This window comes from Yoonia sp. R2331 (genome assembly GCF_041103235.1).
Taxonomy (GTDB): Bacteria; Pseudomonadota; Alphaproteobacteria; order Rhodobacterales; family Rhodobacteraceae; genus CANMYO01.
Window position 1 is genome coordinate 41123 of sequence record NZ_JBGCUN010000002.1, and the last position, 13767, is coordinate 54889.

The window sequence follows — 13767 nt, forward strand, 5'->3', positions numbered from 1 at the left end:
GCCCTATCATTCAAAAATGAGGAACGTCAATCATTTTTAAGAATTCGGCGCATTGTCCGAATTTGATGACGCCGCCCACAGATTGATTGCTTGATCGGAGGCGATCCGGTCAATTTCATCCAATTCTTCTTGTGAAAACAACAAGCTATTCACCGCACCAGCACAATCCTCAATCTGGCTTGGTTTGCTCGCACCAATCAACGCCGTGGTGATCCCTTCGTCCCGCAAGACCCATGCAATCGCCATCTGCGCCAAAGTCTGACCTCGGCTTTTTGCCAATGAATCCAAACTTTTAATCGCTTCAATCGCCTGATCCGTAATCAGCCCCGGTGCCAATGACTTGTCCTGCGCGGCGCGGCTGTCTTCTGGAATGCCATTCAGGTATTTCTTGGTGAGCATCCCTTGCGCCAAAGGCGTAAACGCGATCGACCCAACCCCCAAGTCCTGCAACGCGTCCTTTAGCCCATCGGTTTCGACCCACCGGTTGAACATGTTGTAGCTGGGCTGGTGGATCAGACAGGGCGTACCTAAGTCGTTGAGAATGCTCACAGCTTCGCGCGTTTTTTCGGTGTTGTAGGAACTGATCCCGGCATAAAGTGCGCGTCCTGAGCGCACGATATGGTCCAATGCGCCCATCGTTTCTTCGAGCGGTGTATTGGGATCAAACCGATGGGAATAGAAAATGTCGACGTAATCCAGCCCCATGCGCTTGAGCGATTGATCACAACTCGCAATCAGATACTTGCGGCTACCCAACTCGCCATAGGGCCCCGGCCACATATAATACCCGGCCTTGGAAGAGATGATCATCTCATCCCGTAACCCTTTGAAATCCTCAGCCAAAATCGAACCAAACGCATGTTCAGCGCTGCCCGGTGGCGGCCCGTAGTTGTTGGCAAGGTCGAAATGGGTGATCCCATGGTCAAACGCCGTGCGGCACATGGCACGCTTGACCTCGTGCGGCGTATCGCCACCGAAATTATGCCAAAGCCCAAGGGATACGGCGGGCAGTTGAACCCCCGATCGTCCGCATCTGCGATAGGCCATGCGATCATAGCGATCAGCGGCAGGTTGATAGGTAGACATACGGCAAACTCCGGTTCGGGATCAGACCCCAATCATCGCGCCACAGCAGTCAGTTTCAAGCACTATTCCGCAGCGATGTCGCTCAGCTCTGCTGCTGCGTCAATAAGGGTGTCCAGATGCCCCTTCAGTGACGCCAATGTGTGTCGCTGCACAGGCGCGTGGACCGAAAGCGTCGCCAGCAATCGACCGCGCCGATCCTTCACAGGCACCGCAATTGCAGACATACCTTCCATGAATTCTTCATTGTCGGTGGCATATCCGTTCTCGCGAGACGCTGCCAATTCCTGACGCAAAATCCCGGTGTCGGTGATGGTCTTTTTGGTCATTTGCCGTAAGGCCAGACTGTTCAGCAACCGATCCAGATAGTCGCTGCGCAAACAGGACAAATGCATCTTGCCACTGGCCGTGCAATGAAACGGCACCTGACTTCCGACAGGCAGGTTGATCCGCAACGGCCAATGCGTTTCAACCCGGTCCAGATAGAACATGCCGTCCCGGTCCGGTATCGCCAGATTACAGGTCTCGCCCACTTTTTCAGCCACACGCTGCAGCACGGCCAGGCGCAAGGCCCGCACCCGTTCGGATGTCATCGTGTCTACCGCCAGCCGCCGCAATCGTGGCCCCGGCCCATAGGACCGGCCGTCAATGTCGCGTTGCAGAAAACCCTGCTGCTCAGCTGTGGCAAACAGGCGGTGAACCGTGGGTTTTGGTAAGCCCAGCACGTCGTTCACCGCCGAAGGTGTGACCGGCACACCTGCGCGGACCACCTCTTCGATGACTGCCAAAAGTCGCAAGTTCGTGGGAATTTGCCCTCGTTCTGTTACGCTTTGGTCATCTGGCATCTTTATTCCCTAGCGGGCCGGAAGCAGCGACAGCGCCAATGACGGTGTCAGTGCGACGATAATCCACACACTGATCAATGAAATCAGGTAAAGTGAGCTAAATGGCAAGAGCCTAAAGTACGGCACACCCGTCACACCCGACGCCACATAGAGGTTCAAGCCATACGGCGGCGTGATAAAGCCGATGGATGCACCCACCAGGAAAATCACCGAAAAGTGGACCGGATCCACCCCAACAGAGGCTGCAATCGGCGCAAGAATCGGTGCCAGAATGATCGTCACCGGCAGTGATTCAAGTATCATGCCCGCCACAAAGACCATCGCCATCGCCGTGAACAACACCGGATAATAGCCGCCCATGCTGGTCACAAAACCACCTATGGTTTCCTGTGCACCCATCGAGGACAGCACCTGCTGCATCACAACCGACACCGCGATCAGCGGGGCCAGAATACCCGTGATCTGCGCGGAACGTACCACGATGGACGGGATTTCTGGCAAGGTGAAGCCTTCTACCACGAACATCGATGTCACCGACCGCTCTGATACAGGCGTGTCGGAATCTGTACCCATGATCTTGTTCAACGGATAGCTGATCAAACCCACGATTACACAGAAGCCAACGGTCACACCTGCCGCCTCTGTAGGTGAGAATTTGCCAGTATAGATGCCCCAAAGCACCAGGCCGATGGCAAAGAATCCCAGCCACGCGCCAATGGCGGTTTTGATCACCCGCATCGGGCTGAGTGCGATCAGATAGCCCCAGCCACGGATCGTGCAGATCACAAAGCACATCACCATCATCGCCAGCACCATCAGCGTGCCGGGGATGATCCCTGCAACGAACAGATCAGAAATCGGCAAGTTCAGCAAAAAACCATAAACGATAAAGATGATCGACGGCGGGATGATGATCCCCACCGTACCACCGGCGGCTGCCGTCGCGGCAGAGAACCGCTCGTCATAGCCACCCTTGACCATCTCTGGGTGCAACATAGAGCCGATTGTCGCCGTCGTGGCAGAGTTCGAACCCGAGATCGCAGCAAACAGACCACAGGCCCCGATGGACGCCATCGCCAGTCCGCCGCGCAACCAGCCCAAACAGGAATAGGCAAAATCCGAAAGCCTTCGCGCAATGCCAGACTTGTTGATCAAGTCACCTGTCAGGATGAAGAGCGGCATTGCCAACAGGGCAAAGCCCTTGCTGAACACGTTCAGCAATTCGTTCCCGATGTTGTCGACCGGCAGTCCAATAACAAACGAACAGCCCAGCACCCAATAGAAGATGACCAGCAACACAGGCGTGCCCAGCATGAACAGCAGCGTAACTGCCAACGAGATTATCGTGATCCAGGTTCCGTCAGTCATCACACATCTCCTCCGATCACGGATTGTTCGATCAGCGGGTCACCCCGGCGATACTTGCCGATATCCTCGACAAAGTTCTGCAGTACGCGCGCGGCCATCAGCGAGAAAGCAATCGGCACGGTGACAACAAACCACCACAACATCAGATTGTTGGTCCCGGGCACGATCATGAAGTTGGAAATCGCATTGACCGTCACGCGCGCGGTCGTGACCACGACAATCAGGCAGAAAATGAACCACAGAACCGCGTCAAGCGACAGCATCGTCATTTGCATGCGTGGCTGCATCTTTGACCGGAATTCACTGAACGACAGATGCGTGCGCAGTCGGACGTTAAAGGAACACCCGAACCAAGCCATGACCATGAACAAGAGCGGCGGCACGGTCGTGGACCAGGGTGGCTGTCCGGGCAGAAACGGCAGAAAGCGCTGCAGCACGCCAACAAAGATGATCCCTGCGATCACGATATAGGTCCAGACCACGATGGTCCGTTCCAGATGCCGATCCAGGAACGGAACCGCCTTGTAGATGTAATAGACGATGACCGCTGCCAAAGCAGTCATCGGTCCAAAAACAAGCCAAGCGGCGTTTGACCTGAATGCATTGACCGTTTGAAAGTCAATGTCCCCGGTAAATGTCGCCGCCAGAATTGTTCCTGCGTCTGACCATATCGACATGGCGCGCCCTCCCCAATGTGTCGCTTTATTCTGGCACGGTATTTGTGCGTTTCGTCAGAAGAAAAAGGACCGGCCACTCTCCCGCCCGGCCGGCCCTTCTTCATGTCGTGGCGTTTATGCCTTCCACCAGCGGCGGGGCTCAACGTTCTCTGGCAATGTGTCACCAGGAAGCTGACGCACCGTGTCATAAATCTCCTGATAGGTGTCTGCGCCACCCTGCCAACCGTTGATACGCTCGCGCCATTCTTCCCAAAGCTGGGGCTGGAACTCGGGCGAGCACATTTCTTCTGCCTTTTTGATCTCTGCATCAGACAAGAACGCGTTGCGTACGTTGTTCTCTGCGAAGATGGTGCCGGGCAGCTGTGGATCGGACTGACCCACGGTCTTGACCAGCGCCGCTTCGTTGGCGGCTTGCACGTGGACCTGTGCCAGATAGGCCGATTCCATCACCGCATCCTGCAATTCGCCACCAAGGCTGTCGAAGACAGATGCGGACATCGCGGTGTGCTCTGTTCCGCAGAAGAAGTTCAGGTGAACTGACTGCGACACAACAGGCGACATGTTGGCATAGGCCACGGCAGACGCCCAGGTTTCAGCACCGTCGATCAGACCCTGCTTGAGACCATCAAGCGTTTCTTCCCAAGCCACCGGAACCGGGTTCAGGTTCAGCGCGGTCATCGCGATCCGACCCAACTGCGTGCCTGTCACACGGTTCTTTGTGCCAAACAGTTGCTCAACGCTGGTGACGGTGTCCTTGTCTTCCCATGCCAGACCCAGCTGGATGCCGCGCAGTTCTGCGTGGCTGAACAGGAATTTCAGGCCGTGGTTACGCTCATAGGGCTCGCGCAGCAGCGCCTGCGATTCCGGGCTGTACATGAAATAGTACTGATCGGCGCGGTTACGGAACATGTAGGCATAGTCCAACACGTTCAGATAGGGCGCACCACCGGCAGAGTTTTGGGTGGATGCTGCATAGATATCGGTGATGCCCTGCTGCGTCTTTTCAACACAGGATGTCTGACCACAGATCTGGTTGTCGCCGATGAACTCGACCCGGATTTCGCCGTCTGTGCGGCTTTCAAGGTCACGTGCGAATTCCAAGCACCCGGCCCGCTCGATCAGCAGGTTGCGCTGGTTGAAGCCGGCTGCGCCAAACTTCAGCGTGAATTTCGCTTCTTTGGCAAAACGTTTCTCGTAGGTCGATTCCGCAGCATTCGCCAGGTTTGCCAAGCTCATCGCACCGCCAAAGCTACCGGCAGCAAGCAGCGTCGAACTCATCCCGTATTGACCAGCCAGCTTAAACAGGTCGCGGCGCGAGATGCCGCTAAGGTTTTTCTGCAACTTCATTGTGTCCTCCCAGACTGTCGATTATTGAGACTCTTATTCTCAAAAAAAGACTAGTATGGTTCTCGTAATCTGCCTAGGGTTTTTTTCGAAAACGGAAGGATCGACGCTGTGGAGGCTGATTTTATTGTAGTTGGGGCGGGTTCTGCGGGCTGTGTCGTTGCGAATCGGCTTAGCGCGAACCCAAAACACCGGGTGATTCTCGTCGAGGCGGGGGGCAAAGATTGGAATCCGTGGATCCATATTCCGGTCGGATATTTCAAATCCATCCACAATCCGTCCGTCGATTGGTGCTACAAGACAGAGCCTGATCCAGGACTGAACGGGCGTTCTATTGAATGGCCACGCGGCAAGGTGCTGGGCGGCTCGTCCTCGTTGAACGGTCTACTTTATGTGCGCGGCCAGCCAGAAGATTACGACCGCTGGCGGCAAATGGGCAACGCAGGCTGGGGCTGGGATGACGTTCTGCCGCTCTTCAAGCGGGCCGAAAAGAACGAACGCGGCGCAGATGAATTCCACGGTGATCAGGGGCCACTTTCCGTCAGCAACATGCGCATTCAGCGTCCGATCACCGATGCCTGGGTGGCGGCAGCACAAGCCGAAGGTTACCCGTTTAATCCCGACTACAACGGCGCAACCCAGGAAGGCGTTGGCTTCTTTCAACTAACCGCGCGAAACGGGCGGCGGTGCAGCTCTGCTGTGGCCTATCTTAACCCGGTCAAGGAGCGCGATAATCTTACCATCGTTACTCACGCCCTTGTCCAAAAGATCGAACTCGACGGCACCCGCGCCACCGGGATCAGCTATCGCGATCGCAGCGGCAATACTCAGACAATCAAAGCCGCAAAAGAAGTGATCCTGTGTGGTGGTGCGATCAATTCTCCTCAGGTTTTGATGCTGTCTGGAATAGGAGAGGCCGAACAGCTTTCCGCGCATGGTATCACGGTGCAAAAAGACCTGCCGGGCGTTGGCAAAGACCTGCAAGATCACCTGCAGGCGCGGCTTGTCTACAAGTGCAACGAACCGACATTGAATGACGAGGTTCGCAGCCTCTTTGGGCAAGCCAAGATCGCCCTGAAATATGCGATGTTCCGCGCAGGTCCGATGACCATGGCGGCCAGCCTCGCCACCGGGTTCCTTAAAACCCGCGCCGATCTTGAAACCCCGGACATCCAGTTTCACGTCCAACCACTGTCCGCCGAAAACCCGGGCAAAGGGGCTGATCCCTTCTCGGCGTTCACCATGTCGGTCTGCCAGCTGCGCCCCGAAAGCAAAGGCGAAATCCGCCTTGCCGGTGCAGACCCGACGACATACCCAAAGATCATTCCCAACTATCTGTCGACCGAAACCGACTGCCGCACAATTGTCGAAGGCGTCAACATCGCCCGCCGGATTGCGCGACGCGCGCCGCTGACCTCGAAGATCAGTCAGGAATTCCGCCCGCACGAAACGCTGGACATGAATGACTATGACGCCACGCTCGACTGGGCGCGCAACAATACCGCTTCGATTTACCACCCCACCGGCACCTGCAAAATGGGCAACGGCCGCGACGCGGTTGTGGACGAACGCCTGCGCGTACACGGCATCACCGGTCTGCGCGTGGCAGATTGTTCGATCATGCCCGAGATCGTGTCGGGCAATACCAACGCGCCCGCGATCATGATTGGTGAAAAAGTTAGTGATCTGGTCCGCGAAGATCACCCCTAACGATACCGTCACGACCCAACCGGTTGACCCGAACAAACCACTAGACAGAAGTGTCTAGACACAAGTGTCCAACGTCGATTAGCGTTCACAAAACGACTCGCTTTTTGACGAATGGAGACCTGGATGAAATCTCATTACCGCGTTGTGGTGATCGGCGGCGGCGTTGTTGGCGCGTCCGTGCTCTATCACCTTGCCAAACTGGGCTGGACAGATGTCGCCCTTGTCGAACGCTCAGTGCTGACAGCCGGGTCTAGCTGGCACGCCGCTGGCGGTATTCATGCCCTAAATGCAGACCCTAACATCGCGGGCCTTCAGGCATACACCATCGACCTGTTGTCCGAGATCGAAGAGGAATCAGGCCAGAACATTGGCCTGCACATGACCGGCGGCCTGACGATGGCGGGCACGCCCGACCGCTGGGAATGGCTGCAATCGGCCTATCGCACCTTCCAATCCATCGGCATCGAAGATTGCCGTCTTGTGACTGTGGAAGAAGCGGTCGAACTTAACCCGATCATGTCAGGCGATGGCCTTTTGGGTGGTATGTGGGCCGACCGCGAAGGTTATGTCGACACAACCGGGACCGTTCATGCCTACGCCGGTGCCGCCAAGAAACGCGGCGCAGAGGTGATCGAACACAACCGCGTGCTGGAACTCCGCCAGACCCTGCAAGGCTGGGACGTGGTGACCGAAAAGGGCACGATTTCATGCGAACACGTGGTCAACGCCGGTGGCCTATGGGCCAAACAAGTGGGCCGTATGGCGGGTATCGAACTGCCCGTTTCACCGCTGAACCACCACTACCTGATCTCTGACACGATCCCAGCGCTCGAGGAGCTTGATTTCGAAGTACCGATGACCGTCGATCTCGAAGGCTTCACCTATCTGCGGCAGGACCAAAAGGGCGTTCTGCTGGGCATTTACGAGGTCGATCACCAGCACTGGATGATGGACGGCGCGCCTTGGGAATACGGGTTCGAACTGCAACAGGAAGACCCCGATCGCATCGAGAAAGAACTGATCATGGGGTTTGAACGTTACCCCGCCCTGCAGGACGTGGGTGTCAAAACCTGGGTCAACGGCGCCTTCACCTTCTCGCCTGATGGCAACCCGCTGGTCGGCCCGGTGCCGGGACTGCGCGGCTATTGGTCGGCCTGTGCCGTCATGGCTGGTTTCTTGCAGGGCGGCGGCGTTGGCAAATCCTTGGCCGAATGGATGATCCACGGCGCGCCAGAGGCGGACGTCTATGGCATGGACGTCGCCCGCTACGGCATCTGGGCCGAGAACAAGCAATACATCAAGGAAACCACCGGCCAGTTCTACTCGCGCCGTTTTGTGATGACCTACCCCAACGAGCAGCTGCCTGCTGGCCGCCCGCTCAAGACCGCCCCGGCCTACAGCGACATGACCGCCGCGGGCTGCCAATGGGGCCAAAGCTGGGATCTGGAAGTGCCGCTCTATTTTGCAGAACCGGGCTTTGAAGAAACCCCCTCGCTCAAGCGCTCGAACGCCTTCGACATCGTCGCCCGCGAATGCAAGGCGGTCCGCGAAGATGTCGGCCTCTTGGACATCTCCGGCTTTTCCCGGTTCGAGGTCTCTGGCCCCAATTCCGAAAGCTGGCTCAACTCCATCATGGCCACCGCCCTGCCGAAACCCGGCCGGGCGCGATTGGCCGTGATGCTGGCAGAAGACGGCCGCCTCAAGGGGGACCTTACGCTCTTCAACTGGGGCGATGGCACATGGTGGATCATGGGCAGCTATTACCTGCGCCGCTGGCACATGCGCTGGTTTGACGATCACATGGCCGAAGGCGTCATCGTCCGCGACCTGGGCGAGGAAATGGCGGGCTTCTCGCTGTCCGGCCCCAAATCCCGCGACGTCATCGAAAAGCTCACAGATGCCCCCATCGGCGAACTGCCGCTGTTTGGCTGCGGAACTTATGACATCGGCATGATCCGCGCGCACGTGGCCCGCATGTCTGTGACCGGTGAAATGGGGTTTGAGATCAACTGCCGCATGGGCGACCACATCACCCTGCGCAAGACACTGCTCGCCGCCGGTGCCGACGAAGGCATGATCGAATATGGCTTCAATGCGCTGCTCTCGCTGCGGCTTGAAAAGTCCTTTGGCATCTGGAACGCCGAATTCACCCAAGGTTATACACCCGGCATGACCGCGATGGACCGCTGGATCAAATGGGACAAGGGTGACTTTGTTGGGCGCGACGCGGCCATTGCCGAACGCGATGGCAATGGCCCGGCACAGGTGCAGGTGACGCTTGAAATCGACGCCACCAACGCCGACGCCAGCGGCTATGAACCGATCTGGGCGAACGGCGAAAAGGTCGGTTTTATCACCTCGGGCGGATACGGCCACACCACCGGAAAATCGCTGGCAATGGCGCTGGTCAACGCTGAACATGCCCACGAAGGCACCGACCTTGCGGTGCATGTCGTCGGGGTAGAGCGCCCCGCCAAGGTCATCGCACCGTCGCCTTATGACCCATCGGGCAAGGCAATGCGCGGATGACCCTTGGGCCAACACGGCGGGGCGGAAGGCGGCGCAGCGCAACCGAAGCGCCTGCCGCCCGTAACGTGGATTACCGCAATCTGCGCAACCCCTTCCCGCCGATGAAGGCCTTCACCGATGACCACATCGCCGCGATGCACAATGCAGCACTCGACACGCTGGAAACCCTTGGCATCAGGGTGCTGCTGCCCGAAGCGCGCACGATGTTGGCCGCAGGCGGCGCACTGGTGGACGAAGACACCGAAATGGTGCGCATTGGACGTGACATCGTCACGTCCGCCCTCACCTCCGCGCCGAAATCCATTCCCGTTGCAGGCGGCGCGCGGCACCGCGACATCGTGCTGGAGCTTGGCAACCTTGTCTTTCAGCCCGGTGCAGGCGCGCCTCATGCCACTGACCTGACTAGGGGTCGCCGCCCCGGCACCCGTCATGACTATGACGAGCTGACACGGCTAACCCAACATTTCGATGTGCTGCACATGATTCCGCCGCTTATTGAACCGCAGGACGTGCCGATCCACTTGCGCCACTACGCCACGATGGAATCGCAGCTGACGCTGACGGACAAAGTGCCCTTCATCTTCTCGCGCGGCACCGGACAGGTTGAACAATCATTCGAGATGCTGCGCGATTTTCGCGGCCTGTCCGACGCGGACTTTGCCGCGCAGTCGCATTGCTACACGATCATCAACACCAACTCACCCCGCACCATCGACGTGCCCATGGCGCAGGGCCTGATGGACTTTGCCAAGGCAGGTCAGGTCAGCATCGTGACGCCCTTCACCCTGATGGGGGCAATGGCCCCGATCACCGTGGCGGGGGCGATCACCCTTTCCCATGCAGAGGCACTAGCCGCCATCACACTTGTCCAGCTCACCAACCCGGGCGCGCCGGTCTGCTATGGCACCTTCACCAGCAACGTTGACATGAAATCCGGCGCGCCGGTCTTTGGAACGCCCGAACACTTTCGCGCCTCGCTCGCCGCCGGGCAGCTTGCGCGGTTGATTGGCCTGCCTTGGCGCAGCGCCTCTGGCTCTGCGGCGAACCTGTCAGACGTTCAGGCCGCCAACGAAACCCAGTTCGGCACTTGGGGCTGCCTGATGGCCGGTGCGACCGTGATCATCCACGCCGCAGGCTGGCTCGAAGGCGGGCTATCTGTGTCCTACGAAAAGCTGATTACCGATATCGAGGTGCTCAACATGGTGGCAGAGCTTTGCGCTGCTGGCACCGAAGCGGGCAGCGACATCGGCCTTGATGCGCTGGCAGAGGTGCAACCGGGTGGCCACTTCTTTGGCGCGAACCACACGATGGCGCGCTACCAAACCGAATTCTATGAACCCGTTGTCGCCACCTACGACAACTTCGGCACTTGGACAGAACGGGGTGCCGTTGATGCAACCACACGCGCGACCGGGATCTGGCAATCCATCCTTGCTGAACCCTCCAGCGTCGCCGTCGACCCCACCCGCCTTGGCGCGTTGCAAGACTACATCGCCAAAGGCACCGCCGCGGGCGGCGAGCCTCCGGTCAGCTGATGACAGATCAGGACACCCTTCCCGGCAATACCAAAGTCACCCGGCAGGACTGGCTTGATGCGGCGCAAGCGATCCTCGTCTCTGACGGGGTTGAACGGGTCAAAGTGCTGACACTCGCCCAACGTCTGGATGTCTCACGCTCCAGCTTTTACTGGTATTTCCAAAGCCGCAAGGAACTGCTGACCGCCCTGCTGGACCACTGGATTGCGACAAATACCAAGGCGCTGGTCAGTCACTCCCACGCGGACCAACCCACCATCACCGCCGCAATCTGCAACGTCTTTATCTGCTTCATAGATGAGGCGCGGTTCAACAACAGGCTCGACTTTGCAGTGCGCGACTGGGCGCGTCGGTCACCGGATGTGCGCAAGGTTCTGCGTCAGTCCGATGATCAACGTCTCGACGCGCTGGCAACGATGTTTTCACGTCACGGCTACACACCCGAAGACTCCCGTATTCGGGCGCGTGTGCTTTATTACATGCAAATCGGCTATACCGATGCCGACCTCCAGGAAACCACCCAGGAACGGCTGGATCAGGTCGCGCAATACATCATTGCGTTCACAGGAAAACACGCCTCACAGGGCGAAATGGCGCAGTTTCGCGACACCGTGCTGAAGCTGGACCAGTCTTAGCGGAACAGCTCAAAATCACGGTTCAGACTGACCGACAGGCTGGTGTCGCCGTCTTCAGCGTCGCCTTCTTTGGTGACCGAATGCGAAACGGTCGCTGACACGTCCCAGTCGCGGGTCAGTTCGTGGCGATAGGTCACCGAAGCGCCTGCACTGCTGCCGTCGTCGACGGCTGCATCATTATAGTCAAGGCTCGCCAAAGATGCTGCAAAGGTCACACTGCTCGTCGATGTCAGTTCTGTAGAATAGCTGGCCCGCAACTGCCGCGCGATGGCCCGCGTGCCTTCATTGGTGACAAACCCATCCTGCGACCCGCGGACAGAAATTTGGCCGTTACGCAGCTGCTGCGCGAAATTCACATTCCCCAGAAAGGAAACATCATCGCCCTGTTTGATCGCCCCGATCGTATAGCTCAGCGATTGCGTCTTGGTCAGCTCGCTGGTGCGGGAATAGGTCAGACGATCATCGGCACCGCCAATATCCACCGACCGACTATAGGCAAACCGGCTTTCACCGCCGCGCTGCGCAATCGTGAGCCCCAGATCAAAGCCAAAGCCGTCATCAGTGACGCTCGACCGCCCGCCGGTGCCATCATCAATCTCGGTCTCAATCTCCGAAAAACTGACCGTGGCTTCGGCTGTCGTGACGCGGTTGACGTTTGCACCTACCCCGATCGAGGCATCGCGACGTACCTGGTAAGTGCTCAGCGTATCCTGGCGATCATCGACGCTGTAACCAAGCGTTGCATTGACGCTAAAGACCCGCGTGACATCAAACCGCAAGGCAAGATCGGTGGTCCGCACCGTGTTGTCAAAAAGCGCGGCACTGCCGATGTCGTCATAGGACAGGTCCGTAAATCCCAGATCAATCCGCACGCCAAACGGCCCGCTTTCTCCATATTCGGCACCCAACGATCCCGTGTGTTGCGTGCGGGTGCCACGTGTGGTGACGAAACTATCCTCGTCCAGCAACAGATCCGGGTCATCCAAGACGGCTAAACCGTCGATGTCGTCGCTGGCATAGCTGTAGCCGACGTTGAACGAAACCGGCCCGCTTTGCTGGGCATAGCTCAGCCGGACGCGGGGGCTGATGATCCCAAAGTTGCTGTCGGCTTCGCTGATCTCTGCGATCTTGGCGTCCGCAGAGAACCGAAACTGCTGTGTGCGGGTGGCGCGGTTGATCTGCAAATTAGCGCGCGAGAACAACAAGTTGTCGTCCCCGAACTCGGCCCCGGCAGACAAACGCAAAAGCGACGGATTGCTATCCGTCGCCTGCGCCAAAGCACCAATGCCGACACTACACAACATAACGGTCAGGACCCCGCGTTTCCGAAGGTGTCCAAAACGGGCAAACCGTAGTGTCATGTTGTCAGTTCCAGTTCAGTTACTCGAATAGCCGGCGCTCTGGCGCAACAAGAACATCACCATCCTGCAGAACGATATCCCGAAGAACCTCGGACCCATCTGCGATAGCCTGATAGTTGATGATGACTGTGCTGACCGCACCTGTTTGTGTGTTTGTACGGCGCAATTGGATGCGCTTCTGGGCGGCGAAATTTGTGAACCCGCCACCGGCGGCCATCGCCTGCAACATGGTCACGCCTTCATCCAGCTCTTTTGGACCGGGCGACGCCCATTCGCCCAAGAAGAAGATATCGACGGTTGGGTCCGGTGCCGGGCCTGATGAACTTGGAATGCGCGGACGCAGCTGCTGAACCGAGACAAAGACATTGGGCGTTTGCGCGAACTGCGCGGCGATACCCGATGCGATGATCGATCCGATCTGGCCAGGTGTCTTACCGCGCACAGGCAGAGAACCGGCAAAGGGGAATGTGATCGACCCGTTCGGCAACACCAGAACGCTCCGGTTCAAACCGGGATCTTCCAGCACCTCGATCGACAGCGTGTCGCCGGGGCCAACGCGGTATCCATCCTGCGCGGCTGCAGCATTCGCGAAAAGCAGCGCAAAAAGTAGAACGAGAATCTTTTTCATCAGGTGACCTTTGTCAGTTAACGCACCCATCCAAAGAGCGTTATTCACCTGT

Annotated in this window: 11 protein-coding genes; 4 read left to right on the forward strand and 7 right to left on the reverse strand. The window is 58.0% G+C overall.

Translation table 11 applies throughout. The features are described 5' to 3' along the window. Positions 1-36 precede the first annotated feature (36 nt). The 5 genes from mgrA to AB3Y40_RS15095 form a co-directional block, all read right to left on the reverse strand. Positions 37-1086 (reverse strand): L-glyceraldehyde 3-phosphate reductase, encoded by a 1050-nt coding sequence (gene mgrA, locus AB3Y40_RS15075; protein WP_369439699.1) that lies wholly within the window; start codon positions 1084-1086, stop codon positions 37-39. A 62-nt stretch (positions 1087-1148) separates the two neighbouring features. After that, complete coding sequence (locus tag AB3Y40_RS15080; protein ID WP_369439700.1) at positions 1149-1928, reverse strand: IclR family transcriptional regulator; 780 nt, start codon at positions 1926-1928, stop codon at positions 1149-1151. 9 nt (positions 1929-1937) lie between these two features. Next, the gene (locus AB3Y40_RS15085; protein WP_369439701.1) at positions 1938-3296 is read right to left on the reverse strand and encodes a TRAP transporter large permease; all 1359 of its coding nucleotides are present in this window, start codon (positions 3294-3296) and stop codon (positions 1938-1940) included. Further along, positions 3296-3973 carry a TRAP transporter small permease gene (locus tag AB3Y40_RS15090; RefSeq protein ID WP_369439702.1) on the reverse strand — a complete coding sequence of 226 codons (678 nt, stop codon included), beginning with the start codon at positions 3971-3973 and terminating at the stop codon, positions 3296-3298. Before AB3Y40_RS15090 ends, AB3Y40_RS15085 begins: the two co-directional genes overlap by 1 nt. 114 nt (positions 3974-4087) lie before the next feature. Then, positions 4088-5320: a TRAP transporter substrate-binding protein gene (locus tag AB3Y40_RS15095; protein ID WP_369439703.1), complete on the reverse strand. Its 1233-nt coding sequence runs from the start codon at positions 5318-5320 to the stop codon at positions 4088-4090. 108 nt (positions 5321-5428) lie between these two features. Here AB3Y40_RS15095 and AB3Y40_RS15100 point away from each other — a divergent pair, with 108 nt between their 5' ends. From AB3Y40_RS15100 to AB3Y40_RS15115, 4 genes are all read left to right on the forward strand, one after another. Continuing rightward, entirely contained in the window at positions 5429-7027 is a 1599-nt protein-coding gene (locus AB3Y40_RS15100; protein ID WP_369439704.1) for a GMC family oxidoreductase, read from the forward strand. 123 nt (positions 7028-7150) lie between these two features. Continuing rightward, positions 7151-9556: a GcvT family protein gene (locus tag AB3Y40_RS15105; RefSeq protein WP_369439705.1), complete on the forward strand. Its 2406-nt coding sequence runs from the start codon at positions 7151-7153 to the stop codon at positions 9554-9556. After that, a complete protein-coding gene (locus tag AB3Y40_RS15110; protein ID WP_369439706.1) occupies positions 9553-11091 on the forward strand; it encodes a trimethylamine methyltransferase family protein in 1539 nt (512 codons plus the stop codon). Before AB3Y40_RS15105 ends, AB3Y40_RS15110 begins: the two co-directional genes overlap by 4 nt. Further along, complete coding sequence (locus AB3Y40_RS15115; RefSeq protein WP_369439707.1) at positions 11091-11726, forward strand: TetR/AcrR family transcriptional regulator; 636 nt, start codon at positions 11091-11093, stop codon at positions 11724-11726. The genes AB3Y40_RS15110 and AB3Y40_RS15115 overlap by 1 nt, the downstream gene beginning before the upstream one ends. Here AB3Y40_RS15115 and AB3Y40_RS15120 read toward each other — a convergent pair. Next, on the reverse strand, positions 11723-13030 hold the full coding sequence (locus AB3Y40_RS15120) for a hypothetical protein (RefSeq protein ID WP_369439708.1): 1308 nt from the start codon (positions 13028-13030) through the stop codon (positions 11723-11725). The genes AB3Y40_RS15115 and AB3Y40_RS15120 overlap by 4 nt on opposite strands. A 76-nt stretch (positions 13031-13106) precedes the next feature. After that, positions 13107-13715 carry a polysaccharide biosynthesis/export family protein gene (locus tag AB3Y40_RS15125; protein ID WP_369439709.1) on the reverse strand — a complete coding sequence of 203 codons (609 nt, stop codon included), beginning with the start codon at positions 13713-13715 and terminating at the stop codon, positions 13107-13109. Between the last annotated feature and the right edge of the window lie 52 nt (positions 13716-13767).

Excerpts from the sequence above, each read along its gene's own strand:
- mgrA (WP_369439699.1), bottom strand. The coding sequence starts at position 1,086 with ATGTCTACCTATCAACCTGCCGCTGATCGCTATGATCGCATGGCCTAT.
- AB3Y40_RS15080 (WP_369439700.1), bottom strand. The coding sequence starts at position 1,928 with ATGCCAGATGACCAAAGCGTAACAGAACGAGGGCAAATTCCCACGAAC.
- AB3Y40_RS15085 (WP_369439701.1), bottom strand. The coding sequence starts at position 3,296 with ATGACTGACGGAACCTGGATCACGATAATCTCGTTGGCAGTTACGCTG.
- AB3Y40_RS15090 (WP_369439702.1), bottom strand. The coding sequence starts at position 3,973 with ATGTCGATATGGTCAGACGCAGGAACAATTCTGGCGGCGACATTTACC.
- AB3Y40_RS15095 (WP_369439703.1), bottom strand. The coding sequence starts at position 5,320 with ATGAAGTTGCAGAAAAACCTTAGCGGCATCTCGCGCCGCGACCTGTTT.
- AB3Y40_RS15105 (WP_369439705.1), top strand. The coding sequence starts at position 7,151 with ATGAAATCTCATTACCGCGTTGTGGTGATCGGCGGCGGCGTTGTTGGC.
- AB3Y40_RS15110 (WP_369439706.1), top strand. The coding sequence starts at position 9,553 with ATGACCCTTGGGCCAACACGGCGGGGCGGAAGGCGGCGCAGCGCAACC.
- AB3Y40_RS15115 (WP_369439707.1), top strand. The coding sequence starts at position 11,091 with ATGACAGATCAGGACACCCTTCCCGGCAATACCAAAGTCACCCGGCAG.
- AB3Y40_RS15120 (WP_369439708.1), bottom strand. The coding sequence starts at position 13,030 with ATGTTGTGTAGTGTCGGCATTGGTGCTTTGGCGCAGGCGACGGATAGC.
- AB3Y40_RS15125 (WP_369439709.1), bottom strand. The coding sequence starts at position 13,715 with ATGAAAAAGATTCTCGTTCTACTTTTTGCGCTGCTTTTCGCGAATGCT.